Annotated in this window: 27 protein-coding genes; 11 read left to right on the forward strand and 16 right to left on the reverse strand. The window is 71.3% G+C overall.

Going from position 1 to position 22,591, the window contains the following annotated elements; translation table 11 throughout:
• Positions 1–39 precede the first annotated feature (39 nt).
• On the reverse strand, positions 40–453 hold the full coding sequence (locus MKK60_RS04215; protein ID WP_147727032.1) for a helix-turn-helix domain-containing protein: 414 nt from the start codon (positions 451–453) through the stop codon (positions 40–42).
• A gap of 407 nt (positions 454–860) precedes the next feature.
• Here MKK60_RS04215 and MKK60_RS04220 point away from each other — a divergent pair, with 407 nt between their 5' ends.
• Together MKK60_RS04220 and MKK60_RS04225 are read left to right on the forward strand one after the other, a co-directional pair.
• Positions 861–1,199, forward strand: coding sequence for an antibiotic biosynthesis monooxygenase family protein (locus MKK60_RS04220; RefSeq protein ID WP_147842240.1), 339 nt, complete (start codon positions 861–863; stop codon positions 1,197–1,199).
• A 543-nt stretch (positions 1,200–1,742) separates the two neighbouring features.
• Complete coding sequence (locus tag MKK60_RS04225) at positions 1,743–3,248, forward strand: exopolysaccharide biosynthesis polyprenyl glycosylphosphotransferase (protein ID WP_243984034.1); 1,506 nt, start codon at positions 1,743–1,745, stop codon at positions 3,246–3,248.
• 28 nt (positions 3,249–3,276) lie between these two features.
• Here the strand turns inward: MKK60_RS04225 and MKK60_RS04230 are convergent, their stop codons facing one another.
• A complete protein-coding gene (locus tag MKK60_RS04230; RefSeq protein ID WP_243931927.1) occupies positions 3,277–3,777 on the reverse strand; it encodes a Fur family transcriptional regulator in 501 nt (166 codons plus the stop codon).
• A 138-nt stretch (positions 3,778–3,915) separates the two neighbouring features.
• On the opposite strand from MKK60_RS04230, the gene MKK60_RS28400 reads away from it, so the two are divergent.
• From MKK60_RS28400 to MKK60_RS04240, 3 genes are read left to right on the forward strand one after another with little or no spacing between them, the layout of a single operon-like run.
• Positions 3,916–4,050, forward strand: coding sequence for a hypothetical protein (locus MKK60_RS28400; RefSeq protein ID WP_279592978.1), 135 nt, complete (start codon positions 3,916–3,918; stop codon positions 4,048–4,050).
• A complete protein-coding gene (locus MKK60_RS04235; RefSeq protein ID WP_243984035.1) occupies positions 4,047–4,910 on the forward strand; it encodes a metal ABC transporter ATP-binding protein in 864 nt (287 codons plus the stop codon). Before MKK60_RS28400 ends, MKK60_RS04235 begins: the two co-directional genes overlap by 4 nt.
• A gap of 35 nt (positions 4,911–4,945) precedes the next feature.
• Positions 4,946–5,770 (forward strand): metal ABC transporter permease, encoded by an 825-nt coding sequence (locus tag MKK60_RS04240; RefSeq protein ID WP_279592983.1) that lies wholly within the window; start codon positions 4,946–4,948, stop codon positions 5,768–5,770.
• Between the two features lie 22 nt (positions 5,771–5,792).
• Here the strand turns inward: MKK60_RS04240 and MKK60_RS04245 are convergent, their stop codons facing one another.
• The gene (locus MKK60_RS04245; protein ID WP_147727042.1) at positions 5,793–6,395 is read right to left on the reverse strand and encodes an exopolysaccharide biosynthesis protein; all 603 of its coding nucleotides are present in this window, start codon (positions 6,393–6,395) and stop codon (positions 5,793–5,795) included.
• A 331-nt stretch (positions 6,396–6,726) separates the two neighbouring features.
• Between MKK60_RS04245 and bcsS the strand changes: the two genes are divergently transcribed.
• Complete coding sequence (gene bcsS, locus MKK60_RS04250) at positions 6,727–7,470, forward strand: cellulose biosynthesis protein BcsS (protein WP_243984036.1); 744 nt, start codon at positions 6,727–6,729, stop codon at positions 7,468–7,470.
• A gap of 93 nt (positions 7,471–7,563) precedes the next feature.
• Positions 7,564–7,812 (forward strand): type II toxin-antitoxin system Phd/YefM family antitoxin, encoded by a 249-nt coding sequence (locus tag MKK60_RS04255; RefSeq protein ID WP_187275457.1) that lies wholly within the window; start codon positions 7,564–7,566, stop codon positions 7,810–7,812.
• A 393-nt stretch (positions 7,813–8,205) separates the two neighbouring features.
• Here the strand turns inward: MKK60_RS04255 and MKK60_RS04260 are convergent, their stop codons facing one another.
• Positions 8,206–9,780, reverse strand: a complete 1,575-nt coding sequence (locus MKK60_RS04260) for a cryptochrome/photolyase family protein (protein ID WP_243984037.1) — start codon at positions 9,778–9,780, stop codon at positions 8,206–8,208.
• 5 nt (positions 9,781–9,785) lie between these two features.
• Positions 9,786–10,520, reverse strand: a complete 735-nt coding sequence (locus tag MKK60_RS04265) for an SDR family NAD(P)-dependent oxidoreductase (RefSeq protein WP_243984038.1) — start codon at positions 10,518–10,520, stop codon at positions 9,786–9,788.
• A 153-nt stretch (positions 10,521–10,673) separates the two neighbouring features.
• Between MKK60_RS04265 and MKK60_RS04270 the strand changes: the two genes are divergently transcribed.
• Both MKK60_RS04270 and MKK60_RS04275 read left to right on the forward strand, forming a co-directional pair.
• Positions 10,674–11,540, forward strand: a complete 867-nt coding sequence (locus MKK60_RS04270) for a formyltransferase family protein (protein WP_243984039.1) — start codon at positions 10,674–10,676, stop codon at positions 11,538–11,540.
• Positions 11,541–11,604: 64 nt separating this feature from the next.
• Positions 11,605–11,745, forward strand: a complete 141-nt coding sequence (locus tag MKK60_RS04275; protein ID WP_243984040.1) for a DUF2256 domain-containing protein — start codon at positions 11,605–11,607, stop codon at positions 11,743–11,745.
• A 4-nt stretch (positions 11,746–11,749) separates the two neighbouring features.
• Here the strand turns inward: MKK60_RS04275 and MKK60_RS04280 are convergent, their stop codons facing one another.
• From MKK60_RS04280 to MKK60_RS04315, 8 genes are all read right to left on the reverse strand, one after another.
• Entirely contained in the window at positions 11,750–12,340 is a 591-nt protein-coding gene (locus MKK60_RS04280; protein ID WP_243984041.1) for an NTP transferase domain-containing protein, read from the reverse strand.
• Positions 12,333–13,358 (reverse strand): molybdopterin-binding protein, encoded by a 1,026-nt coding sequence (locus MKK60_RS04285; protein WP_243984042.1) that lies wholly within the window; start codon positions 13,356–13,358, stop codon positions 12,333–12,335. Before MKK60_RS04285 ends, MKK60_RS04280 begins: the two co-directional genes overlap by 8 nt.
• A complete protein-coding gene (locus MKK60_RS04290) occupies positions 13,355–14,056 on the reverse strand; it encodes an XdhC family protein (protein WP_243984043.1) in 702 nt (233 codons plus the stop codon). Before MKK60_RS04290 ends, MKK60_RS04285 begins: the two co-directional genes overlap by 4 nt.
• Before the next feature lies 1 nt (position 14,057).
• Positions 14,058–14,381 (reverse strand): XdhC family protein, encoded by a 324-nt coding sequence (locus MKK60_RS04295; RefSeq protein ID WP_147728569.1) that lies wholly within the window; start codon positions 14,379–14,381, stop codon positions 14,058–14,060.
• Positions 14,382–14,564: 183 nt separating this feature from the next.
• On the reverse strand, positions 14,565–15,431 hold the full coding sequence (locus MKK60_RS04300; protein ID WP_243931917.1) for an NAD(P)-dependent oxidoreductase: 867 nt from the start codon (positions 15,429–15,431) through the stop codon (positions 14,565–14,567).
• A gap of 71 nt (positions 15,432–15,502) precedes the next feature.
• Positions 15,503–16,888, reverse strand: coding sequence for an ATP-binding protein (locus tag MKK60_RS04305; protein WP_243984044.1), 1,386 nt, complete (start codon positions 16,886–16,888; stop codon positions 15,503–15,505).
• Positions 16,885–17,604 carry a response regulator gene (locus MKK60_RS04310; RefSeq protein WP_147728697.1) on the reverse strand — a complete coding sequence of 240 codons (720 nt, stop codon included), beginning with the start codon at positions 17,602–17,604 and terminating at the stop codon, positions 16,885–16,887. Before MKK60_RS04310 ends, MKK60_RS04305 begins: the two co-directional genes overlap by 4 nt.
• Before the next feature lie 192 nt (positions 17,605–17,796).
• Positions 17,797–18,735: a 2-hydroxyacid dehydrogenase gene (locus tag MKK60_RS04315; RefSeq protein WP_243984045.1), complete on the reverse strand. Its 939-nt coding sequence runs from the start codon at positions 18,733–18,735 to the stop codon at positions 17,797–17,799.
• A gap of 178 nt (positions 18,736–18,913) precedes the next feature.
• On the opposite strand from MKK60_RS04315, the gene MKK60_RS04320 reads away from it, so the two are divergent.
• Positions 18,914–19,309: a VOC family protein gene (locus tag MKK60_RS04320; RefSeq protein ID WP_243949107.1), complete on the forward strand. Its 396-nt coding sequence runs from the start codon at positions 18,914–18,916 to the stop codon at positions 19,307–19,309.
• 23 nt (positions 19,310–19,332) lie between these two features.
• Entirely contained in the window at positions 19,333–19,929 is a 597-nt protein-coding gene (locus tag MKK60_RS04325; protein WP_147728700.1) for a histidine phosphatase family protein, read from the forward strand.
• Between the two features lie 20 nt (positions 19,930–19,949).
• Here MKK60_RS04325 and MKK60_RS04330 read toward each other — a convergent pair whose 3' ends face one another.
• From MKK60_RS04330 to MKK60_RS04340, 3 genes are all read right to left on the reverse strand, one after another.
• Positions 19,950–20,663 (reverse strand): hypothetical protein, encoded by a 714-nt coding sequence (locus MKK60_RS04330; RefSeq protein ID WP_243984046.1) that lies wholly within the window; start codon positions 20,661–20,663, stop codon positions 19,950–19,952.
• A 73-nt stretch (positions 20,664–20,736) separates the two neighbouring features.
• Entirely contained in the window at positions 20,737–21,738 is a 1,002-nt protein-coding gene (locus tag MKK60_RS04335; RefSeq protein WP_243984047.1) for a nickel/cobalt transporter, read from the reverse strand.
• Positions 21,729–22,397 carry a DUF1007 family protein gene (locus MKK60_RS04340; protein ID WP_243984048.1) on the reverse strand — a complete coding sequence of 223 codons (669 nt, stop codon included), beginning with the start codon at positions 22,395–22,397 and terminating at the stop codon, positions 21,729–21,731. The genes MKK60_RS04335 and MKK60_RS04340 overlap by 10 nt, the downstream gene beginning before the upstream one ends.
• Positions 22,398–22,591: the final 194 nt, after the last annotated feature.

Consider the following 22,591-nt stretch of genomic DNA (forward strand, 5'->3'; position numbering starts at 1 on the left):
AGACGAGCGCCGCCCCGATCGGGGGCGGACCGTCCCGGCTCACTCGGCGGCTTCGGCCTCGGCCGTGTCCGCCTGGCCATGGCCGAGCTTGGCCACCGTCCGCACGATCGCGAGCACGTCGCGGCGCATCTGGTCGTTCTCGATCAGCGCGTAGGCCCGCAGCAGCTCGATCGCGCCGTGGGCGCTGAGGAAGCCGAACACGTCCTCCTTCGGCGCCGCACCCTCCTCCTTCTCTTCGAAGAAGGCTGAGACCGGAACCTCGAGCAGGCGCGCGATCTCGCGCAGGCGCCCCGCGCCGACGCGGTTCTGCCCCTTCTCGTACTTCTGGACCTGCTGGAAGGTGACGCCCACCGCCGTCCCGAGGGCCGTCTGGCTCAGCCCTCGCGCCTTGCGGAGCGCGGTGATGCGGAGACCGACGAGGCGGTCGACGTCGGTGGTCTGTTTGGGCATCATCGTCAGACACAATCCCATTTCGCGGTCGCGACCGGGTGGGTGACCGTCATCCTCGGACGGTCGACACGCCGACCGGGAGATTGACAGCCGGTTGCGGAGGCCGCCACCTACCTCGCGCCCGTCACGGTGCCGTGCCAACGTCTTATCAGAGCGAAGGGATAGTCACCTGAGCGCCTCAACTGAAGACAACTAGGACACGAAATAAATCTGAATGCAAGCTTAGATCGATCAGATCGAGGCCTTGTCACGACGTTTGCGCTGCGACGCTACGAGCCTGCGCTAAAACTATAGTATGTTGGTTCGACAGGTGGCGTCGGCCTACCGAAGCGGTCCTCGGTACGAATTACGCAGATTCGGGCGTTGGAATCAGGGTGGTGGCGAGATCCCACCACATCATGGAGACATCAATGTTCATTGCGATGAATCGTTTCAAAGTGGTTAAGGAATCGACAACGGATTTCGAGCAGGTCTGGCTCGGCCGCGACAGTCATCTCGGCGAGATGCCGGGCTTCGTCGAGTTTCATCTTCTGCGCGGACCCGAGGCGGAAGATCACGTGCTCTACGCCTCGCACACGATCTGGCGCTCGAAGGCCGATTTCGAGGCCTGGACCCGCTCCGAGCAGTTCCGCAAGGCGCACGGCCGCGTGCCGACGACGAAGCCGCTCTATCTCGGCCACCCGCAATTCGAGGGCTTCGAGACGATCCAGACCGTCGGCGGGGCGAGCGGCGACGTCGCAGCGGCCTGATCACACGGCCTCGGCGTCCCGAAGGCGGGACGGCCGAGGTTCGTCCATCCCGGCCGCCGGCTCGTCTCCTCCGGCGTGATGCGAGCGGGGCGCGATCGGCGCCCCCGCATCGAAAACGGTTCCGGCACGCTCGAAGCCGAAGCGCGGCGGGCCGCCGACGCATGGACGCCAAAGCGCGTCTTCGGCACGCATCGCTGCGTCCGGCCGCTTCGGCACGAGGGGCGTGCCTCCGACCCGCACCGGAACCGCCATCACTCGAACGTGAAGCTTGACCGTGAAGCCGTCGGGCCCCCGACGGCGTAGGACGGCCGCTGCGATTCGATTGCGCGTGATCGACGCGATCCTGACGAAACCGTCTCTCAGTAGTTTGCTCGCGTTGCGAGGCGCTGGTCGGACCCTTAAGGCCGAGTCATCTCGCGCAAGGTGACGGGTGTCGTGATCGCGGCCCTACGCTTGCTCCATAGTCCAAAAGTGCTCTTCTCGACGCGCGATCCGTGTCGTTTCGGGACACCGTCCGGTTCAGTTCGGAACATGGCGCGCCAGATGTTTCAAGATCGCCTGCCTGAGACTTTCCAGCCGCTGCCGACTTCGGCGGAGCGGCGACGCAATGTATGGACGGCGCTGCTCCCGCGTCGGAGCCGCGGCGCGTTCCGCATCGGCATCTCGGCCTCGGTGGCGATGACCGACATCCTGTCGATCGTCATCACGACGATGGTGGTCGAATACGGCTATTTCTTCCTTCTGAACGGCGAGATGATGCCGTTCTCGGCGAGCTGGGGCCTGCAGCTCTCCGGTCTGCTGGCGATCGTCATCGTCGCGACGTCCGCCCTGCGCGAGGAATACGCGATCGAGGCGATGCTGGCGCAGAAGGCGTCGCTGCAGAAGAGCGCGGCCCGGTGGGTCGTCGCCTGGGCTGCGGCGCTCGTGGTCGGCTTCATCACCAAGACGACGAACGAGGTCTCGCGCGTCGTCGCCCTCACCGTGTTCGTCTCGGGCCTGCCGGTCTTGATGCTGGCGCATGCGGCGATGATCGGGCTCGTGCGCCGCAGCGTGACGCCGGCGTCCGCCTCGGTGAGCCGCGTCCACCTCGTCGGCTTCGAGGACGACATCGCCCGCTTCTACGCCAGCAACGAGGCCGATTCGCTCGGCCTGCGCGTCGTCGGCACCAGCTATCTCCGCCGGGTCGACGCCCGCGCGGACGAGGCCACCCGCCATGCGCAGATGTCGGAGGATCTCGACCTCGCGGTCTCCGTGGTGCGGTTCCTGCGCCCCGACGACGTCTTCATCCTCGTGCCCTGGGCCGACACCGCCGAGGTGGAGCGCTGCATCGACGCCTTCCTGCGGGTGCCGGCGGCGCTGCACCTGCGCCCCGGTTCCGTGCTCGACCGCTTTCCCGACATGCAGGTGTCCCGGGTCGGCCGCCTCTCCGGCATCAACATCGGCCGCCGTCCGCTGAGCATGGCCGAGGTGCTGCTGAAGCGCCTCCTCGACGTGACGCTCGCCACGATCGCCCTCGTTGCGCTGAGCCCGCTGCTCGCGGCCATCGCCGTGGCGATCAAGCTCGACAGCCCCGGCCCGGTGTTCTTCCGGCAGAAGCGCTACGGCTTCAATCAGCAACCCTTCGGCGTGTTCAAGTTCCGCAGCATGAAGGCCGAGGCGGAGGCGGTGTTCAAGCAGGCCTCGTGCAACGATTCGCGCATCACCCGCATCGGTGCCTTCCTGCGCCGGTCCAACCTCGACGAGCTGCCGCAGATCCTGAACGTGCTGAAGGGCGAGATGTCGCTCGTCGGGCCGCGCCCGCACGCGCTCGCGCACGACCGCAGCTTCGAGCGGCGCATCGCCCTCTACGCGCGCCGACACAACGTCCGCCCCGGCATCACCGGCTGGGCGCAGGTCAACGGCCTGCGCGGCGAGACCCTGACCGACCTCGACATGGAGCGCCGGGTCAACCACGACCTGCACTACATCGACAACTGGTCGATCTGGTTCGACATCCAGATCATGTTCCAGACGGTGTTCTCGCGCCGCGCCTACCGCAACGCGTTCTGAGCCGGATTCCGCGAGCGACGTCCCGGGATCAGTGGGCGTCGTCGGCTTGCCGCCCGTGGCAGGCGCCGCACTCGCCCTCGACCTCGAGGATCCGGCTCGCCGGGCGGAACCCCGCCCGCTCCAGGGTGCGCCCGAGCCCGGCCTCGATCTCGGGCGAGGTGGTCTCGTCGATGCCGCCGCAGCTCCGGCAGATCAGGAACACCAGCCCCTCCCCCGCGCCGTGCTCGTGCGCGCAGGACACGAACGCGTTGCGGCTGGCGATGCGGTGGACGAGGCCGTTCTCGGTCAGGAAGTCGAGCGCGCGGTAGACCGAGACGGCGGCCACCCGGCGATCCGGCCCGCTCAGGCGCTCGGCGATGTCGTAGGCACCCATCGGCTTGCCCGTCTCCGCGACGGCCTGCAGCACGTCGTGCCGCAGCTTGGTGAAATGCAGGCTCCTGTCGCGGCAGAGCTTCTCGGCACGCGCCATCGTCGCGGCGGCGTGCTCCGCGCCGCACGCCTCCCCTTCGTGCCCGACGTGATCGTGCATCCCGATCCTTGCGGCCGGGGCGCCCCGATTGAACGCCGCCGGTGTTACAGTGTATCACCACGGATTATAGGCCGCGCCACCGGTCCGGGCAACGGATCGGCCTTCGGCGCTCGCACACCCTCGACGAAGATCGTCCCCTTGAGACCCAGATCCCGCCCGCCGGCTTCCTCGGCCGCATCGCTGTTCCAGAGCGGCCTGGCGTTCCGCCTCGGCCTCGCCGCCGCGCTCGCCGCGCCGCTCTGGCTGGCGATCGCCTGGACGCTGGGCGCGTGACCGCGCGCACGCCTGTGGCCGCCGGCGACATCCGCCTCGACGGACTGACGCTCGGCTACGACCGGCATCCGGCGGTGCACCACCTCGACGGCACCATCCGCCGCGGCGACCTGCTGGCGCTGGTCGGCCCGAACGGCGCCGGCAAGTCGACCCTGCTGAAAGGGCTGATCGGCGAGATCCCCAGCCTCGACGGGCAGATCCACCGCGGCATGCCGGCCCGCACGCTGGCCTACCTGCCGCAGGCCGACGAGATCGACCGCAGCTTCCCCCTGAGCGTCCTCGATCTCGCCAGCATGGGCCTGTGGCGCCGATCCGGCGCCTGGTTGAGCCTGCTCGGGCAGCGAGGCGCCGTGCTGAAGGCGCTCGACGCCGTCGGGCTGTCCGGCTTCGAGGCGCGGCCGATCGGCACTCTCTCGGGCGGCCAGTTTCAGCGCGCGCTGTTCGCACGCCTGATCCTCCAGGACGCGCAGGTGCTCCTGCTCGACGAGCCGTTCACCGGAGTCGACGCGCGCACCACCGCCGACCTGATCGCGCTGATCCGCACGTGGCACGGCGAGGGCCGGACCATCGTCGCGGCGCTGCACGACCTGGCGCAGGTCCGTGCGTACTTCCCGAAGACGCTCCTGCTCGCGCGGGAGCCGGTCGCCTGGGGCGCGACGGCCTCGGTGCTGTCGCCGCAGAATCTCGCCCGCGCCACCCGCCTGTCCGAGGCCTGGGACGAGGACGCCGCCATCTGCGCCCACGACCATGCCCAAGTCGCCCCGGCACCCGACGGGTCCGGGCACGACGATGGGCACGATCACACGCACGGGCATCACCATCGCCCGGCCCCACCCGAGCAGCACGAGACCGCGGCGTGATCGATCCCTTCGCGCCGTTCGTCGAGTTCGGCTTCATGCGCCGGGCGTTGGTCGGCTGCCTCGCGCTGTCGATCTCGGCGCCGCCGGTCGGCGTGTTCCTGATGCTCCGACGCATGAGCCTGATGAGCGAGGCGATGAGCCATGCCATCCTGCCCGGCGCCGCCGTCGGCTTCCTGGTGGCGGGCCTGTCGCTGCCGGCGATGACGCTGGGCGGGCTCGTCGCGGGGCTCGCGGTCGCCCTGCTCGCCGGCCTCGTCACCCGCTCGACCGTGATCCGCGAGGATGCGAGCCTGGCCGCGTTCTACCTGATCTCGCTCGCCGCCGGCGTGCTGCTGGTGTCGATGCGCGGCTCGCAGATCGACCTGCTGCACATCCTGTTCGGCACGGTGCTGGCGCTCGACGACCCGGCGTTGCTGCTGCTCGGCGGCATCGCGACGGCGACCCTGTTCGGCCTCGCGCTGATCTACCGCCCGCTGGTGATGGAATGCGTCGATCCGCTGTTCCTGCGCACGGTGAGCCGCGGCGGCGGCCCGGTGCACTACGCCTTCCTCGGCCTCGTGGTGATGAACCTCGTCGGCGGGTTCCAGGCGCTCGGCACCCTGCTCGCGGTCGGGCTGATGCTGCTTCCGGCGATCGCCGCCCGGTTCTGGGCGCGCGGGCTCGGCACGCTGATCCCGGCCTCGATGCTGATCGCGGTGGTGGCGAGCTTCTCGGGCCTGAGCCTGTCCTACCATCTCGACCTGCCGACCGGGCCGGCGATCGTGCTGGCGGCCGGCGCGCTCTATCTCGTGTCGATGCTGGCGGGCCCGCGCGGAGGGCTGCTCTACCGCTTGGTGAAGCCGCGGCATCTCGAGGCGTGAGCCGGAGCCGCACGATCGCGGTTCAGAGGTGGAACAGGCTCATGATCCCGGCGACGATCGCGTAGGCGAAGCCGGCATTGAGCAGCACGCCCAGGCTCCCGATCCCGAGACCGACCAGCACCAGGATGCCGTCGCGCTCGACCAGCCCGAGGCCGACGAGGCAGACGGCGAGCCCGAGCGGGATCTGGCCGATCACCGGCGCGGCGACGATCAGCGCCAGCGACAGCGTCAGCAGGGCGATGCCCATGCCGCGCATGCCGAGCGCCGTCTCGAACACGCTGAGCCGTGGCCGCGACCAGCGCTCCAGCCGCCGCAGCACCGGCACGGCGCGCTTGACGGCCCGCTCGACGTCCTTCCGGGCGACCGATCGTCCCAGCAGCGCCTTCGGCAGCCAGGGCGACGACTTGCCGATCGCGATCTGCACGGCCACGAGCAGCAGCAGCAGGCCGCAGACCAGGGGGATCGGCGGCGGCATCGGCAGGCAGTTCGGCAGGCCGAGCAGCACCACGAGCAGCGCGAAGGCACGGTCCCGCAGCACCGCGACGATGTCGCCGACGGTCAGGCGGTCTCCCTCTTGGCTGGCGAGAACCGTGAGGACGTCGGACGTTCGGGCACCGGAATACAAAACGTGGCCGCAGGTTGCTGTCCCGGCGCGGGCTCTAGCCGAGTTCGGCACCGCCGCCAAGCATGAGCCTCGCCCCCTCCCCGGCGGCGCACCGTCCGCGGGAAACCGACAAGCCTGGAAGCTTCAGAAAGGACATATTTCCTTCAGGTTGGCTGGGCGATTCATGCGTAACTTGAAGTTACATACTCAGAGTTGCGGTTGATTGTTTCACGGCCGAATGGTGGAAAAATTGCCGACCGTCTTTGAAACTGTCGCGACATCTCTCCTGAATCGCCCCATGTTGCGAGCCTTCGAGATATAAGATTTTCATCTTGTATTAGGAGTCATCGGCTTGGCACGGCTCGCGTCCCCGCACCGAAGGCGCCGTCTCGCGGCGTCGGTGGCGTGCCTGCTCCACGCCGTAGCGGCAGCAGCCGACACGGCTCGGGCCGGCGATCTCGACACCCTGCTGTTCGGCAGCCTGGATGCCGGCGCCGCAAATTTCCTGTCCATCGGCGCGAAGATCGCGCTCGACAAGCTCGACCGGCCGGGTTTCGTCGCGCTCGCCAGCCTCGGCGGCGGGCGCCGCAACGAGATGGCGTGCTACTGCGATTCGTGGGGCGTCGCTCGCCTGTCGCGCTACACCGTGCTCGGTGCGGCGCTGGCGGGCTATCAGTGGTTCCCGGATTGGGGCGTCGTCGCGCTCTATGCCGGGCCGGAGGGTGCGTACGAAGCCCTGACGGACGGGCGCAGCGTGGCGACGCTTCCGATGCGTTGGGGTCTACGCCTGCACGGCGAGGTCTGGGCGCGCCCGACCGACGGGAGCCTGGTTCAGGCGACCCTGGTCCTGGGCTCGGCGCGCGATTCGGCCTGGTCTCGGATCGCCCTCGGCTATGGCGCCTGGGGCTTCTACCTCGGCCCCGAAGTCAGCCTCTACGCCGACCGGACCGGCTATACGAAGTGGAATTTCGGCGCCCACGCCACCGATTTCGCAGTCGGCAGCTACAGTTTTCGCGTGTCGGGCGGCGTACAGGTCGAGAGTACCGAAAGGCGGCCGAGCCCGTACCTCGCGTTGTCGGTCTGGACGCCGTGGTGAGCGATGCTCGACCCATCCGCGGCTGGCCGAACCATGCTACGATTGCCAGCAGCAGACGCAGCGGAAACGCGACGTCGTTCGGTTGGTGATCGTATGGACGCAATCAGCATCTTCGACGCAGAAAGTTCGCTCGGCTCACTTCTCGATGCGCTCGAGGCTGGCCAGGACGTGCTCGTCCTGCGCGACGGCAAACCCGTCGCACGGCTCGTCCCGCCGACCCGTGAGGATACCACGGCCCTGACGGTTGGCGGGCTGCGCGCGTTGCGCGATCGCATCGCCGCCCGCGGTGAAACGTTCAGCCCAGATGAGATAGAGATTTTTCGTAGCGAAGACCGCCGGTGAGCCTCTGCATCCTAGATGCGTCGATGGCCCTCGCTTGGGTCCTGCCGATCGAGAGCGATGCGAGCGATATTCTCGAACAGGTCGCGGCAAAAGGTGCGATCGTGCCTGGCCTCTGGGCTCTCGAGGTCGGGCACGTCCTTCTTACGGCTGAGCGGAAGCGCCGCATCGTAACGGCAGAGAGGACTCAGGCTCTCGAGCTTCTCGCAGCCCTACCGATCTCGATCGATACCGAGACCGCGCGACATGCCTAGTCGGCGACGATGACGCTCGCCGCCAAGCACGGGCTCTCGCTGTACGATGCGAGCTATCTCGAATTGGCGATTCGGTGTTCACGCCCCCTCGCCTCGCGCGATGCGAAGCTCCTTCGCGCCGCGTCCGCCTGCAGCGTTCCAGTTATCGTTTAATCTCGCCCGCCGGCGCATCGGCGCTCAGCCCATCGAGGAACGACGCCGCGTCCGCCGCGATCTCGGCCTTGCGCGCGGGCGGCATCGCGGCGAGCGTGCGATAGGGCATCGACAGGCGCGGGTTGCCTTCGAGGCGGTCGGCGTTGGCGATGAGGAAGTTCCAGTACAGGTAGTTGAACGGGCAGGCGTCCGGGCCGGCCTTCTTCGCGACGTCGTAGCGGCAGGCGGCGCAGTAATCGGACATCCGGTTGATGTAGGCACCGGAGGCCGCGTACGGCTTCGATCCCATCACGCCGCCATCGGCCCACAGCACCATGCCGTGCACGTTCGGCAGCTCGACCCACTCGTAGGCGTCGGCGAAGACGATCAGGTACCATTCCTCGACCTGCGCCGGCGAAAGCCCCGCGAGCAGGGCGAAGTTGCCGGTGACCATCAGGCGCTGGATGTGGTGGGCATAGGCATGGGCCCGCGTCTCGGCGACGACCTGCGCGAGGCAGTTCATCTCCGTCTCGCCCGACCAGTAGAACCACGGCAGGTCGCGCCGCGCGTCGAGGGCGTTGGTCTCGGCATAGGCCGGCATCCGCGCCCAGTAGAGGCCGCGCACGTATTCGCGCCAGCCGAGGATCTGGCGGATGAAGCCCTCGACGCAGTGCAGCGGGGCCGCGCCCTCGCGATAGGCGCGCTCGGCGGCACGGCAGACTTCCTCCGCGGTGAGCAGGCCGGCATTGAGCGGCGGCGAGATCAGCGCGTGGTACAGGAACGGCGCGCCGGTCTTCATCGCGTCCTGGTAGTCGCCGAAGGTCGGCAGGCCGTCGGCGATGAAGTGCTTCAGGGCCTCGAGCGCGTCGCGGCGGGTCACCGGCCAGCCGAAGCCGTCGAGGTCGCCGAAATGCCCGGCGAACGCGCGGGCGACGAGGTCGAGCACCGCGCGCGTCGTCGCGTCCGGCTCGAAGCGCAGGCGGCTCGGGACGGCATGGCCCCGCGGCAGCTTCTTGCGGTTGTCGGCGTCGAAGTTCCACTGGCCGCCGACGGGATCCTTGCCGTCCATCAGCAGGCCGGTGCGGCGGCGCATGCCCCGGTAGAACGTCTCCATGCGCAGCGCCCGGCGGTCCCCGGCCCAGTGGGCGAAATCGCGGCGCGGGCACAGGAAGCGGTTGTCGTCGCGGATCTCGACCGGGACGGCGAGGTCTTCGCGCCACGCCTGCATCATCGACCAGACCCGCCATTCGCCGGGTTCGGTCACGACGACACGGTCCGGCGCGTGCCGGGCCACCGCGCGCGCGAGCTCACCGGTGAAGCTGCCGCTGTTGCCGGGATCGTCGAGGCGGACGTAATCCACCGTGACGCCCTCGGCTTCGAGCTCCGCCGCGAAGTGGCGCATGGCCGAGAACAGGAAGGCGATCTTCTGCTTGTGATGGCGGACGTAGGTCGCCTCCGCCATCACCTCGACGATGAGCACCACGTCGGGCGCATCGAGATCGACGAGGCTCGACACGCGCCGGCTGAGCTGGTCGCCCAGCACGAAGCGCAGGGTCTTCCGCCCTGCGGTGTTCCGCGTTGCCAAGCGCCTCAGCCCTTGGTGCGCAGCATCGAGCGGCCGCCGTCGGCGCCGATGATCTGCCCGGTGATCCAGCCGGCCTCGGCCGAGACGAGGAAGGCGGCGAGCCCCGCGATGTCCTCCGGCGTGCCGAGGCGCTGCAGGGCATGCATCGCGGCGATGCCCTGGGCCAGGGTGGCGTTGCCGGTGATCGCGGCGGCGAGCGGCGTCCGGGTCAGCGAGGGTGCCACCACGTTGATGCGTACGTGCGGCGCGAGCTCGGCCGCCAGCGACAGGGCGAGGCCTTCGACCGCCCCCTTCGCCATGGCGACCGAGGCGTGGGCCGGAAACCCCTGCGCCACCGCGACAGTGGAGAACAGGACGACGCCCGCGCCCGCCTCGCCGGCACCGGCCTTCAGCGCGCCGGCCGCTGCCTGGATCGCCGAGAAGGCGCCGAGCGCGTTGATCCGGAAATCGGTCTCGGCGTCCGTCCGGGTCAGGCGGGCGAGCGGGCGCAGGTTGATGGTGCCGACCGCGTAGACGAGGCCGGCGAGGCGATCGCCTGCCTCCGCGGTGGCCTGAGCGAAGAAGTCGGCGTCGGCGACGTCGCCGGCCGTCACGGTGGTCTCGCCGAGTTCGGCCGCCGCGGCTTCGAGCCGGCCGCGGTCGCGCGCCGCGAGGTGGAGGCCGTAGCCGCGGTGGCGCAGCGCCTCCGCCGTCGCCCGGCCGATGCCGCCCGTGCCGCCGTAGATCAGAACCCGTTGCATGCTCGCCCCCGTCGCCGCCGAACGCCCCTTGCCGGCGGGGGCGGTTCGACAAGATGAAGCTAAGGCGTCGTGGAGGACGGAGGAGTCGGTCGAGACCGGCGCGGCCGTTCCACATGGTCGCATCCCATCGAGACCGCCGGAGAACCCAGGTTCATGAAGTTCGCCTTCGCCGGCATCGATTTCCTCGGCGGCGTGTTCGAGGGCCTGATCGAGGCCGGCTGGACCCCGATCAAGCTGTTCACCCGCCCCTGCGACGGGCTCTACGATCACAACGACGTGGTGGTGGCGCGCGCCCGCCAGCTGCGCCTGCCGATCCAGCTCTCGCGGCTGAAGGCCGAGGATCTCGACGCGCTGAACGCCGCCCACGGCCGCGACTGGGCGCTCGTCGTCGCGGGCTATCCTTGGCTGATCACCGGATGGCGCACCCGCGCGGCCTTCGGCTTGAACATCCACCCCTCGCCGCTGCCGACCGGGCGCGGCCCCTACCCGCTGTTCCGGGCGGTGGAGGAAGCCTACGAGACCTGGGGCGTCACCGCCCACGTGCTCGCCGAGGAGGGCTTCGACACCGGCGACATCCTCGCGCAGGACCTGTTCCCGCTCGACGCCCAGGAAGACCACGAGACGCTGCTCGCCAAGTGCCAGATGGCGGCGCGGCGGCTCGCGATCGGGCCGATCGGCCGCGATCTGCCGGCGCGGTGGCGGCGGCCCGAGCCGCAGGGCGACGGCTCGTACTGGGCGCGCGCGAGCGACGTCGACCGCACCCTCGACTTCCGCGCCGACGTCGCCGCGATCCTGCGTCGGGTCCGCGCTTTCGGATCGATCGAGACGCTGGCGCGGCTCGGCGACGCTCGCGTCTACGTCGCGCAGGCCGGCGGCTGGCGGGAGGCGCACAAGCATCTGCCCGGCACCGTCGTCCATCGCCACAGGCGCCACGTCGTGGTCGCGGCCCGCGACGGCTACATCCAGATCACGCGGTGGTCGCCGGTGGGGCTGGCCGAAGCCGGACAGATCGGGCGCTGACCGGATGTCCAGGCGAAGCGGGGGCGATTCCGAAAACAAGACTTCGGGCCGGACATCGGGGAAGATGATCCGCAAGGGCGACCTGCCGACCAAGCTGTGCGCGCAGTGCGGGCGGCCGTTCGCCTGGCGGAAGAAGTGGGAGCGGGTCTGGGACGAGGTCCGGTTCTGCTCGGATCGCTGCCGAAGCGAGGCGAGGAAGGCCTGAGCCTTCAAAGCCGAGCCAGCATCTCCGGCGTGTCGACGTCGAGCGCGGTCCCGGGCTCTCCCGGAATTTCCAGGACGTCGGCGCGACCCTTCAGCAGCGGCCCGGCGCCGTGATCGCCGGACAGGCTGGCGAGGGCGTCGCCGAGCACGCGCCGATCGAGCAGCACCGGGTTGCCGCGGCACCCCGCGATCGTCGGCACCACGGCACTCGGAGCCGGCTCCGCGGCCCGGTAGGCGGCGGCGAGGCGATCGATCTGCGCCGGCGTCACCCGCGGCATGTCGCCGAGCAGGATCACCGCCGCATCGGTCTCGGCCGGCAGAGCGGCGAGTCCCGCCCGCAGCGAGGTCGAGAGGCCGGAACCGAACGCGGCGTTCTCGACGAAGACGAGGTCGAGATTGTGAAGGACGGCGCGCACGGCCACCGCATGGGCCCCGAGCACGACGACGACCGGACGGGCCCTGGACGCGAGGGCGGCTTCCGCGGCGTGGCGCACCAGCGGCGTCCCGTCGAGCCGCGCGAGCAGCTTCGGTTCGGCACCGAAGCGGGTGCCGCGCCCGGCGGCGAGCAGGACGGCACCGATTGCGATGTCAGGCATCGTCGGCCGCGCTCGGTTCGCCCGATCGCGGCTGCGGCCGCGAGACGATCTCCATCAGCAGTCCGCCGACACCGAGCGCGACGATGTCCGCGCGGGTGACGGGCAGGTCCGCGAGCAGGCGGTGCAGCACCCAGTCGAACCCGTTCTCCTTGGGCGAGCGGGCGCAGCCCGGCGCGCCGATCACCGGAACGTCCCCCAGCGCTCCGAGCAGCAGCAGGTTCCCGGGATCGACCGGCATGCCGAAATGGATCACCGCGCCGCCCGCAGCCGCGATGCCGGCCGGGATCACGTCGCGGCGGTCGGCGATGGCCGAGGCGCCGAACACGATCGCCAGGTCGGCGCCGTCCAGCGCGGTCGCCGCGGCCAGCGCCTCGGCGACCGCGCCGGCCGCGTGCGGAACGCGACGGTCGGCAACGATCTCGGCGCCGGTCGGCGCGAGCCGATCCGCGAGGGCGGTCAGGGTCCCGTCGACGGTGGTCTCCTTCAGGCTCGGCAGCCGCGTCGAGACCACGCCGACCCGGCGGCGGCGATAGGGCGAGACCCGCAACGCGCCGACCGGCGCGGCGGCGCACGCATGCGCCAGGACCGTTCCCGGCACCGCGTAGGGGATGATCTTGATCGTCGCGACCATCTCGCCGGCCACCACGGGCTTGAACGGCGGCAGCGTCGCCGCGGTGATCGCCTCGTCGACGTCGTTAACCGCATCGATGCCGGCTCGATCCACGACCAGAACGCCGGGCGCGACCGCGAAGAGGTTGCAGCGTCCGGTGAACGGCGGCTCGCACCGCAGGCCGGTCCCGGCGAGGTGCCGCGCCAGGGTCTCGGCGGCCTCGTCCTCGCCGACGTCGCCCGGCTCCAGGGAAACGGCCACCAGATCGCGCACGCCCTCGGCCGCGAGGCCTGCAATCGTTTCGGGCGAGATCGCCCGGCCCTTGCGCAGGGTCGCGCCGCCCGCCTTGATGGTGTGGGCGGCGATGAGGCCGAGCGCGGATCCGACCGGAACCGGCCCGAACTTCACGAAGCTGCCTCGCGCGGCGCCCGACGCAGGGCGGCGACGATCTGCGCCATCACCGACAGCGCGATCTCGGCCGGGCTGACCGCGCCGATGGCGAGCCCGATCGGGGCGCGGATGCGGGCCAGCTGCGCCTCGGAATAGCCGGCCTCAATCAGCCGGACCGCGCGCGCCGCGTGGGTTTTCCGCGAGCCGAGCGCGCCGATGTAGAAGCACTCCGCCGAGAGCGCGGCCTTCAAAGCCGGATCGTCGATCTTGGGATCGTGGGTCAGCGCGGCGAGCGCGCAGTAGCGATCCAGCGGCGGCACAGCGCCGCCGAGGGCCGCGTCCGGCCAATCCGCCACCAGCGCGACGCCCGGAAACCGCTCGGGGCTGGCGAAGGCGGTGCGCGGGTCGATCACCGTCAGCGCAAGATCGAGCGCGGCGGCCATCGGCACCAGGGCCTGGGTGATGTGCACGGCTCCGACCACGACGAGCCGGACCGGCGGCACCTGGACCGTGAGGAACAGCGTCCGGCCGTCCGCCTCGACGAGGCCGCTCCGGCCTGCGGCGAGGTGCCGACCGAGCGGTTCGGCGAGGGCGTCGGCGGCGATATCGGCCTCCCGCACCAGGCGCTGCCCGCCGTCGGCGATGTCGGTGACGAGGATCGCGGCGCGGCGGGCGGCGCGCTCGGCGTTGAGGCCTTCGAGGATGTCGGCGCGCATGTCAGTCGATCCGCTCGACGAAGATTCGGATGCGGCCGCCGCAGGAGAGCCCGACCCGCCACGCGGTCTCGTCGGCGACGCCGAACTCGATCACCCGCGGCTTGCCGTCGGCGATGGCGTCGGCGGCTTCCGTGATGACGGCGCCCTCGACGCAACCGCCGGAGACCGAACCGAGAAAGTTGCCCTCGCCGTCGACGACGAGGTGGCTGCCGACCGGACGCGGCGCCGATCCCCAGGTCTCGATCACAGTCGCGAGCGCCACGTCGCGGCCGTCGCGTCGCCAGGACGCGGCGGTGTTCAGGATGTCGGCTTCGGTCGAGATCATCGGCGTGCCTCGAAGGCCGCGCGCGCCGGCCTCAGGATGCGGGAGCCCAGTCTCGGGCCGAGAGGTTCAGGTATGGCATCGTGGGCGGGGCGCAAGGCGCGCGCAGCGGCGGTGTTGCACGGAACGCATGACGACCGACTTCACGCGTCGGTGCAAACGCCGGCCGTCGCCGCGTCCAAGCGTTCAGCGCCCGCTGCGCCGGGTCGCCACGGTGGCGAGCGCGGCCAGGTCCTTGTCGCCGTCGCCGTGCGCGATCGCGTCGATGAGGTTGTCCCGAAGGACGCTCGCGAACGGCATCGGCACGTTCACCGCCGCCGCGGCGCCGAGGGCGAGGCCGATATCCTTGGCGCCGAGGCGGAGGCCGAAGCCCGGCGGCTCGTAGCGGTTCGCGGCGATCGACGCGCCGTAGCCCTTGTAGACCGGCGAGGCGAACAGCGTGCCGGTGAGCATGTCCAGAAGGTCGGCGCCGGCCACCCCATGACCTTCGGCGAAGGCGGCGGCCTCGCCCATCGCCTCGATCGCCGAGACCAGCATGAAGTTGCCGGCGAGCTTCACGGCATTGGCCTGATGCGGCTCGGTGCCGAAGCGCCACGTCTTCGTGCCCATCGCGTCGAGGAGCGGGGCTGCGCGGTCGATCGCGCCGGCATCGCCCGCGGCGATGATATTGAGGGCGCCCGCTGCGGCCGCGTCCGGCCGCCCGAACACAGGGGCGCCGACATAGGCGATGCCGGCGCGCGCGTGGATCGCGGCCAGTTCCTGCGCCAAGGCGACGGAGATCGTGCTCATCGACAGGTGGATCGCCGGCCGGCCTGCGCCGTCGAGCAGCCCGCCCTCGACGATGACGGAGCGCAGTGCCGCGTCGTCCGACAGCATGGTGATCGCCGCGTCGCCCGCGAACGCCTCGGCCGCGCTCGCCACCGGCGTCGCGCCGGAGATCCCGTGCGCAGCATCCGGGGTCCGGTTCCAGACGCGGACGGTGTGCCCGGCCTCGACCAGCTTGGCCGCCATGGCGCGCCCCATGCGCCCGAGCCCTATGAATCCGACGTCCATGCGCTTCCTGCCTTCCGATGCCCGCTCGGCCTCAACGCCGATCGCGCCGGTCCGATGCAAGGCTCGGCCGTTCATTCCGCCGCGGCGGCGATCCGGGTCTCGGCGGGTTCGGCCGGGATCGCGGCGGCCAGCGGCAGCTCGATCGCGGCGGAGAGGCCGCCTTCCGGGCGATTCGTCAGGGTGAGCCAGCCGTCATGCGCTTCGACGATGGCGAGCACGATCGACAGCCCGAGGCCGAAGCCGCTCGCGTCGTTGAGATTGCGGGCCCGGTCGCCGCGAACGAACGGCTGCAGCATCGCGTCGCGCTCGGCTTCGGGAATGCCGGGGCCGGTGTCGCCGACCACGATGCGGACGCCCCGCGGCGTCTGCTCCATCGAGAGGCGCGCGCCGCCGCCGTACTTGACCGCGTTGTCGACGAGGTTGGTGATCGCCCGCTCGAGCTCGTCGGGCTTTCCGCGGACGAGCACGTGGCGGCTCTGCGTGACGAAGACGTCGGCGCCGACGTCGCTGAACCCGTCGCAGACCGTCTGCACCACCGAGGCGAGGTCGATCAGCGTCCGCGCGCTCGACGCGCCGCCCTGGCCGTCGCGGACGAAGGACAGGGCCGCCTCGACGAGCGCGTTCATCTGGTCAAGATCGCGCAGCGTCATGATGCGGGTGTGGTCGTCGTCGATGAACTCCGCGCGCAGCCGCAGCCGGGTGATCGGCGTGCGCAGGTCGTGGCTGATCGCGGCCAGCATCTGCGTGCGGTCGTCGATCAGGCGCCGCACGCGGTTGCGCATCCGGTCGAGGGCGCGGGAGACCGCGATCACCTCCCGCGGGCCGGCCTCGGGCAGCGCCACGTGGTCGTCCCCGGTGCCGAAGGCCTCGGCGGCGCCGGCGAGCCGCGCCAGGGGCGCCGTCAGCGCCCGCGTCGCCCACACCGAGAGCAGCGCCAGCGTCAGGGCGAGGAAGATCACGGTGAAGATGATCGCGCCTTCGTGCGGCGGCCTGAGCGGGTCGTCGGGCAGGCTCGCCTGCAGCCGCGCACCGTTCGGCGTGACGATCCCGAGGCGGAGGTAGCCGTCGGCGCGCATCTCCGGCCCGCCGATCTCGACCACGGTCAGCGCCCGGCCGAAGCCGTTGCGCAGGCGGCGGACGACCGGGCGGTTGAGGCCTTCGCCCTCGGCAGCGGTCCCGGTCCAGGGTGCGATCTGAAGGTTCGGCACGCTGCGTGCCGCATTCGCCAGCAGGGCGTCGCGGTCCGGCACGGGAACGTTGTCGAGGAGGCGGGCGACGATCGCGAGGCGCCCTGCCGCGACGCCGGGATGGTCGTCCGGCTTCCAGGGCTCGCGCAGGAGCACGAAGGCCGTGGTCGCGACCGCGTGCGCGACGACGATCGCGGCCACCACGAGCAGGGCGATCTGCCCGGCGACGCTGCGCGGGCGCAGGCGGCTCCGGATCCGGCCGAACCTCATGAGCGCGTCACCTCCGGCGTGAACAGGTAGCCGCCCGAGCGGATCGTGCGGATGATCTCGGGGTTGCGCGAATCGCGCTCGATCTTCTGGCGGATCCGGCTCACGAGCACGTCGATGCTGCGCTCGAACGGGCCGGCGCTGCGCCCCTGGGTCAGGTCGAGGAGCTGGTCGCGCGAGAGCACGCGGCCCGGGCGCAGGCACAGGGCGTGGAGCAGGTCGAACTCGGCGCCGGTGATCGAGATGCGCGCGCCCTCCGCGCTCAGCACCTGCCGCAGCGAGACGTCGAGCGTCCAGCCGACGAAGTGCATCCGGCGCGCGCCCTCCTCCTCCGCCACCTCGTTGCCGGTGCGGCGCAGGACGGCGCGGATGCGGGCCAGCAGCTCGCGCGGGTTGAACGGCTTGGCGAGATAGTCGTCGGCGCCGATCTCGAGGCCGACGATGCGGTCGATCTCCTCGGCCTTGGCGGTGAGCATCAGGATCGGGATCGCCGAGCTCGCGCGCAGGCGCCGGCACAGGCTGAGGCCGTCCTCGCCCGGCAGCATCAGGTCGAGGACGATGAGGTCGACCCGGCCGTCGGCCAGCGCCCGATCCATCTCCGCGCCGTCGCCGGCGAGGGTGACGCGGCAGGCGTTGCCGCGGAGGTAGCGCGCGACCAGGTTCGCGATCTCGCGGTCGTCCTCGACGATCAGGATATGCGGGCTGGCGGGCGCGTTCATCGGCGGTCGTCTTCGGTCGCGTCCCGACGGGACTTCGCGGCTCCTTATGGCCCGAGACGCGCGACGATCGAAGATGGGGGGCGGCGGCAAATTTGTAACGGCGTGTTTCCCATGCGCGCTTCGGTGTGCGGCATCTCGAGGACGCAAGACGTTGCGTCCGCGAAACCACGCGACAGCTTGCGGCGACGGCGATCAGTACCCGCGGGCTCTGTCCACACCCGCCGGCACCCGTCCGGTGCTGCGGAAGGCCGCCACGGCCCCGGCGACGATCGCGGCCGCCGAGGCTTCGTCGGTCGGCGCCGCGACGTGGGGCAGGACCGTGACGTTCGGGTGGTCCCAGGCCGGGTGGTCGCGGGGCAGCGGCTCCTGCGCGAACACGTCGAGTACCGCGTGCCCGACCCGTCCGTCATCGAGCGCCTGCCACAGGTCGGCCTCGACGAGGTGGGCGCCGCGGCCGAAGTTGATCACGCCGGCACCCGGCGCCAGCCGGGCGAAGCAGGCGCGATCGAGGATGCCGCGTGTCTCAGCGGTGAGCGGCAGCAGGTTGACGAGGTAGGCCGCGCCGTCCAGCGCCCTGCCGAGGCCGTCGCGGCCGGAATGCGCAATCAACCCCGGAATCGCGGTGCCCGATCGGCTCCAGCCGCGGACGGGAAAGCCGAGCCCGAGCAGCAGCTCGGCCGAGGCCCGCCCCATCTCGCCCATCCCGAGGATCGCAACCGGGCACGCGCCGGCCGCGCGGGCCGGGTGCTGGCGCCATTCGCGGCGGCGTTGCTGCGCGGCGTAGAGCGGGAGATCGCGGTGCAGCGCGAGCACGCAGGCCGCGACGGTCTCGGCCATCGTTCGCGCCAGCGTCGGATCGACGAGACGGACGACGGTGACCGGCGGCAGCGTCGCGTCCTGCAGCAGGCGCTCGACGCCGGCCCACAGGCTGTGCACCCAGGCGAGCGACGGCAGTCCGGCCAGCGCCCCCGGAACCGGGTTGGCGACGATCGCGATGGCGACCGTCGAGCGATCGAACTCGTCGGCAGCCGTCACGATGCGTTCGTCCGGCATCGCACGGGCGAGCGCATCGCGCCAGATCGCCTCCTCGGCGGGCGATTGGCTGGTGGCGAGCAGGATGGGCTCAGGCATGAGGGCGCCTCGATCGGTCGACAGGATTGCTGATAGCCTCGGCATCGGCTTCGAACGGGCCTCCGTGGCCATCGGCGCGGGGCTGCCGGCGGTTCGGCGCAGGGCTCCCGGCCTTTTCGGATCGGTTCTTCGCGCCAGATATCGGTGCCACTCCCTCGATCCGACCTGTGAGCGAAGAATGGCCAAGCCCGTCCATGCGATGATCCGCGTCCGCGACGAGGCGCGCTCGGTCGCCTATTACGAGGCGGCCTTCGGGCTCGCCATCTCCGACCGCTTCGACTTTCCCGATTTCACCCTCGTCTACATGCGCGCGCCGGATTCGCCCTTCGAAATCGAGCTGACGGTCAACAAGGACCGGACCGAGGCCTACGACCTCGGCGACGGCTACGGCCACGTCGCCGTCACCGTCGCGGATCTCGCCGCCGAGCACGCCCGCTTCACCCGCGAGGGGCTTCCGGCGACGGACATGAAGACGCTCAAGCACGGCGACACCGAGCTGGCGCGGTTCTTCTTCGCCACGGACCCCGACGGCTACAAGATCGAGGTGATCCAGCGCGGCGGCCGCTTCGCCTGACCCCGACACGAACCGACGAGACCATGACCCGCATGAACGGCCCGACCCGCATCGTCTGCCTCCGCCACGGCGAATCGACCTTCAACGCCGCCCACCGCGCGACCGGCCGCGATCCCGACCATCGCGACGCCCGCCTGACGCCGCGCGGCCGGGAGCAGGCGCGCGCGGCGCGGGCGGCGCTCTCCGAGATCCCGTTCGACCTCGTGGTGGTCTCGCCGCTGACCCGCGCGATCGAGACGACCGCGCTGGTCTTCGCCGACCATCCGGCCGAGCCGAAGCTCCTCGTCGAGGTGCTGCATCGGGAGTGCCAGGAGAGCAGCTGCGACGTCGGCCGGGTCGCCTCCGAGATCGCGGCGGAGTTCCCGCATCTGGACGTGGGGCACCTGCCCGAGGTGTGGTGGCACGCCGAGGAGGGGTCCGACGTCGGCGGTCATCCGGTCGAGCCGCGGCACCTGTTCGACCAGCGCGTCGCCGGGTTTCGCGAATGGCTGCGCGCGCGGCCCGAGCGGACGATCGCAGTGGTCGGCCATGGCACGTTCTTCTTCCACCTCACCGGCGTCTGGCTCGACAACTGCGAGACCGTCGAGCTCGATCTCGACGCGGCTTCCGCCGCCGCCTGATGTGAAGGCGTGATCGCGGCTCAGGCGTGCGCGGCCGATCGGGCGGCGTCGAGGCGGTCGCGCGCGGCGAACAGGTCGATGTCGGGCGCCTGCCGCCCGATCCGCAGTGCGCCGTCGAGGATCACGGCCGCCCGCGCCCACGTGTCCGGGGCGAACGGCGCCGCCCCCTCGGCGATCTCCGCCGCGCAGCGCGGATCCTCCGCTGCGCGGATCGCCGCGCTTGCGGTGCGGGAGACCGCGGCCGCCAATGCTCCGGAGACCCAGGCGCGCTGACCCGATGCGGCCTGCGCTCGCGCTCCACCCGCCCAGGCGGCCGAACGCGCGGCCGCCAGCGCCTCGTCGAGATCCGCCGCGGCGGCGCAGCGGGTGGCGAGGGCGGCGAATCCGGCCCGCTCGAGCAGCGGCGGGAGAAGGCTGCGGATGCTTTCGAGGGCCAGAAAGGCCGTCCGCTCCGCCTCGACCGCCGGCGTGTCGGCGGAGCCGGACAGGCGCAGGACGAAGGCCATCAGGCGGTGGCGCTCGCCGTCCGGCATCGCGTCGTTGAGGCCGAGGGCGTAGGCCGCGAGCGGGCGCGAGAAGCAGGGCGGGCATTCGTCGCTCGACCGGATCGCGCGGTAGGGCAGCCCCGCGGCGACGAGGGCCGCCTCGTTGATGCAGGTGCCGCCGTCGGGTCCCGGAAACGGGTGCGAGCCCGAGAGCAGCCGCCAGTTCAGGATGTGGTCGAACCCTGCCATGCGGCGCCTCGCGTGCCGGGCTCCCCGCCCGGACCGGAGCGTGGCATGGCGGCGTGCCGTTGGCGAGGGGCGATCAGCCGCCGATGTCGAGCGCGAGGCCCGACAGCATCGCCAGCCCGAGCACCAGCACGAAGGCGCCGGCCAGCAGCTCGAGCGCGCCGATCGCCACGACGCCCGCGCGTCCGCGACCGCCGGCGATCCGCAGGGCGGCGCCCTTGGCGAAGACCGCGAGGCTCGCCAGCGCGCCGGTGGTGAGCGCCGTGCCGAGCGCCATGGCGAAGACCGCGAGGACGCCCGCAGCCAGCATGTTCTGCGCGGCGGCGAAGACCAGGATCAGTACCGCTCCGGCGCATGGTCGCGAACCGGCGGCGGCGACCACGCCGGCGCGCTCCCGCCAGGTGTCGAGCGTTTCGAGCGCCCGCGCGTCGGCGAGGCGGGCATGGCCGCATTCGGGCCCGCAGGCGGCGGGCGCGCCGAGGTCGGCGAGGCGCCCGGCCTTGCGCCACGTCACCGCCAGCCCGATCGCGGCGACGAGGGCGAAGCTGACGATCTCGATGGTGTTGCCGGCCCGCGTCATTCCGGCGGCGGTGGCGCCGAGCACGAGGCGGCCGGTCCCGACGATCGCGATCGCCACCAGCGCCTGCAGGATCGCGGCGGCGAAGCTCAAGCCGAAGCCGCGGCGCAAGGCCCGCTCGCCGGCGAACAGGTAGCCGGCGATCACGGCCTTGCCGTGCCCGGGGCCGGCGGCGTGGAAGATGCCGTAGGCGAAGCCGAGCGTGACCAGCGGCATCCAGTCGCCGCCGCCCTTGATCGCGGCGAGCGCGGCCTGAAGGCTGCGCGAAAAGCTAGACTGGATCGCCAGGAGCCAGCCGCCGAGCCCGGTCGCCGACGGCGCGGCCTCGCGGAAGCCGATGCCGAAGGGCGAGCGCGGCGGCGGCGCCGAGAGGCCGGGCGCCGCGAGCCAGACCAGGCCGGCGAGGATCAGGGCCGCGACCGCGACGGCGGCGGCGACCAGCATCAGCCGCGGCGGCCGGCGGCTTGCGGGCTGGACGGCGAGCGTGGCGCCTACGGACATGCGACGAGGATCCGGTTCGCGAACTGCACCCCGTAGCCGGAAGCGGCCGTCAGCGCCTCGAAGAACGCCTCGCTCATCCCGGGGGTCCCGGCCTCCGCCGTCTTGGGCTCGGGGGTCTTCGGCCGCGTCACCGTCGCCGCGCAGCCGCTCGGTGCGCCGACAAGCGTCGCTGCATCCGGCGCCTCGGACAGGCCGAAAGACACGAAGTAGGTCGGGTCGTAGACCTCGAGCGCGAGCACGCCGCGCCCCTGCGCGGGCGGCGTCTTCAGCGGCAGGCGGAAGCTCAGGGTGAGCGTGTCGCCCTCCATCGCCATCCGCGGCTCGACCGGGTCGGCGAAGGCCTGCTCCTTGCCGCCGACCTTCAGCTTGGTGAAGTAACCGAACTCGGCGAGATTCCCGGTGTTCTCGGCGGCGAGGGTCTGAAGCTCGTCCGGCGTCAGCTTGCCGTCCTTGTTCGCGTCGAGCCCCTGGGTGACGAAGGCGGTGTAGGCGGCGTCGAAGGTCCAGACGTGGCGCACCGCGACCACCTTGCTGCCCGCGTACCCGATCTCGGCCTTCGCGGTCACCCAGACGTGCGGGTGGGCCGCTGCGGGCGCGACGGCGAAGGTCAGCCATGCGGCGGCCAGGGCAGGACGAAGGATCGCGGCTGTCGGCTTCATGCGTTTGGGACGCTCGCGGCGCTGTGGTGAAGGATCCGTTAGGCGCGGGCCACCTTGTCCGCAGGCGCTGGGGCGAAAGCGAGGCGGAGCGCGACGCGGCCGATGCGCGGAGCGGTCGAGCGGGTGGCCCGAGGCATTGTCGTCATGGCCATGGCGGGCCGATCGTATTACCCGAGCGGACCGAAGGTCGGCCG

Origin of the sequence: Methylobacterium sp. J-092, from assembly GCF_022829325.1 — a bacterium.
GTDB lineage: Bacteria > Pseudomonadota > Alphaproteobacteria > Rhizobiales > Beijerinckiaceae > Methylobacterium.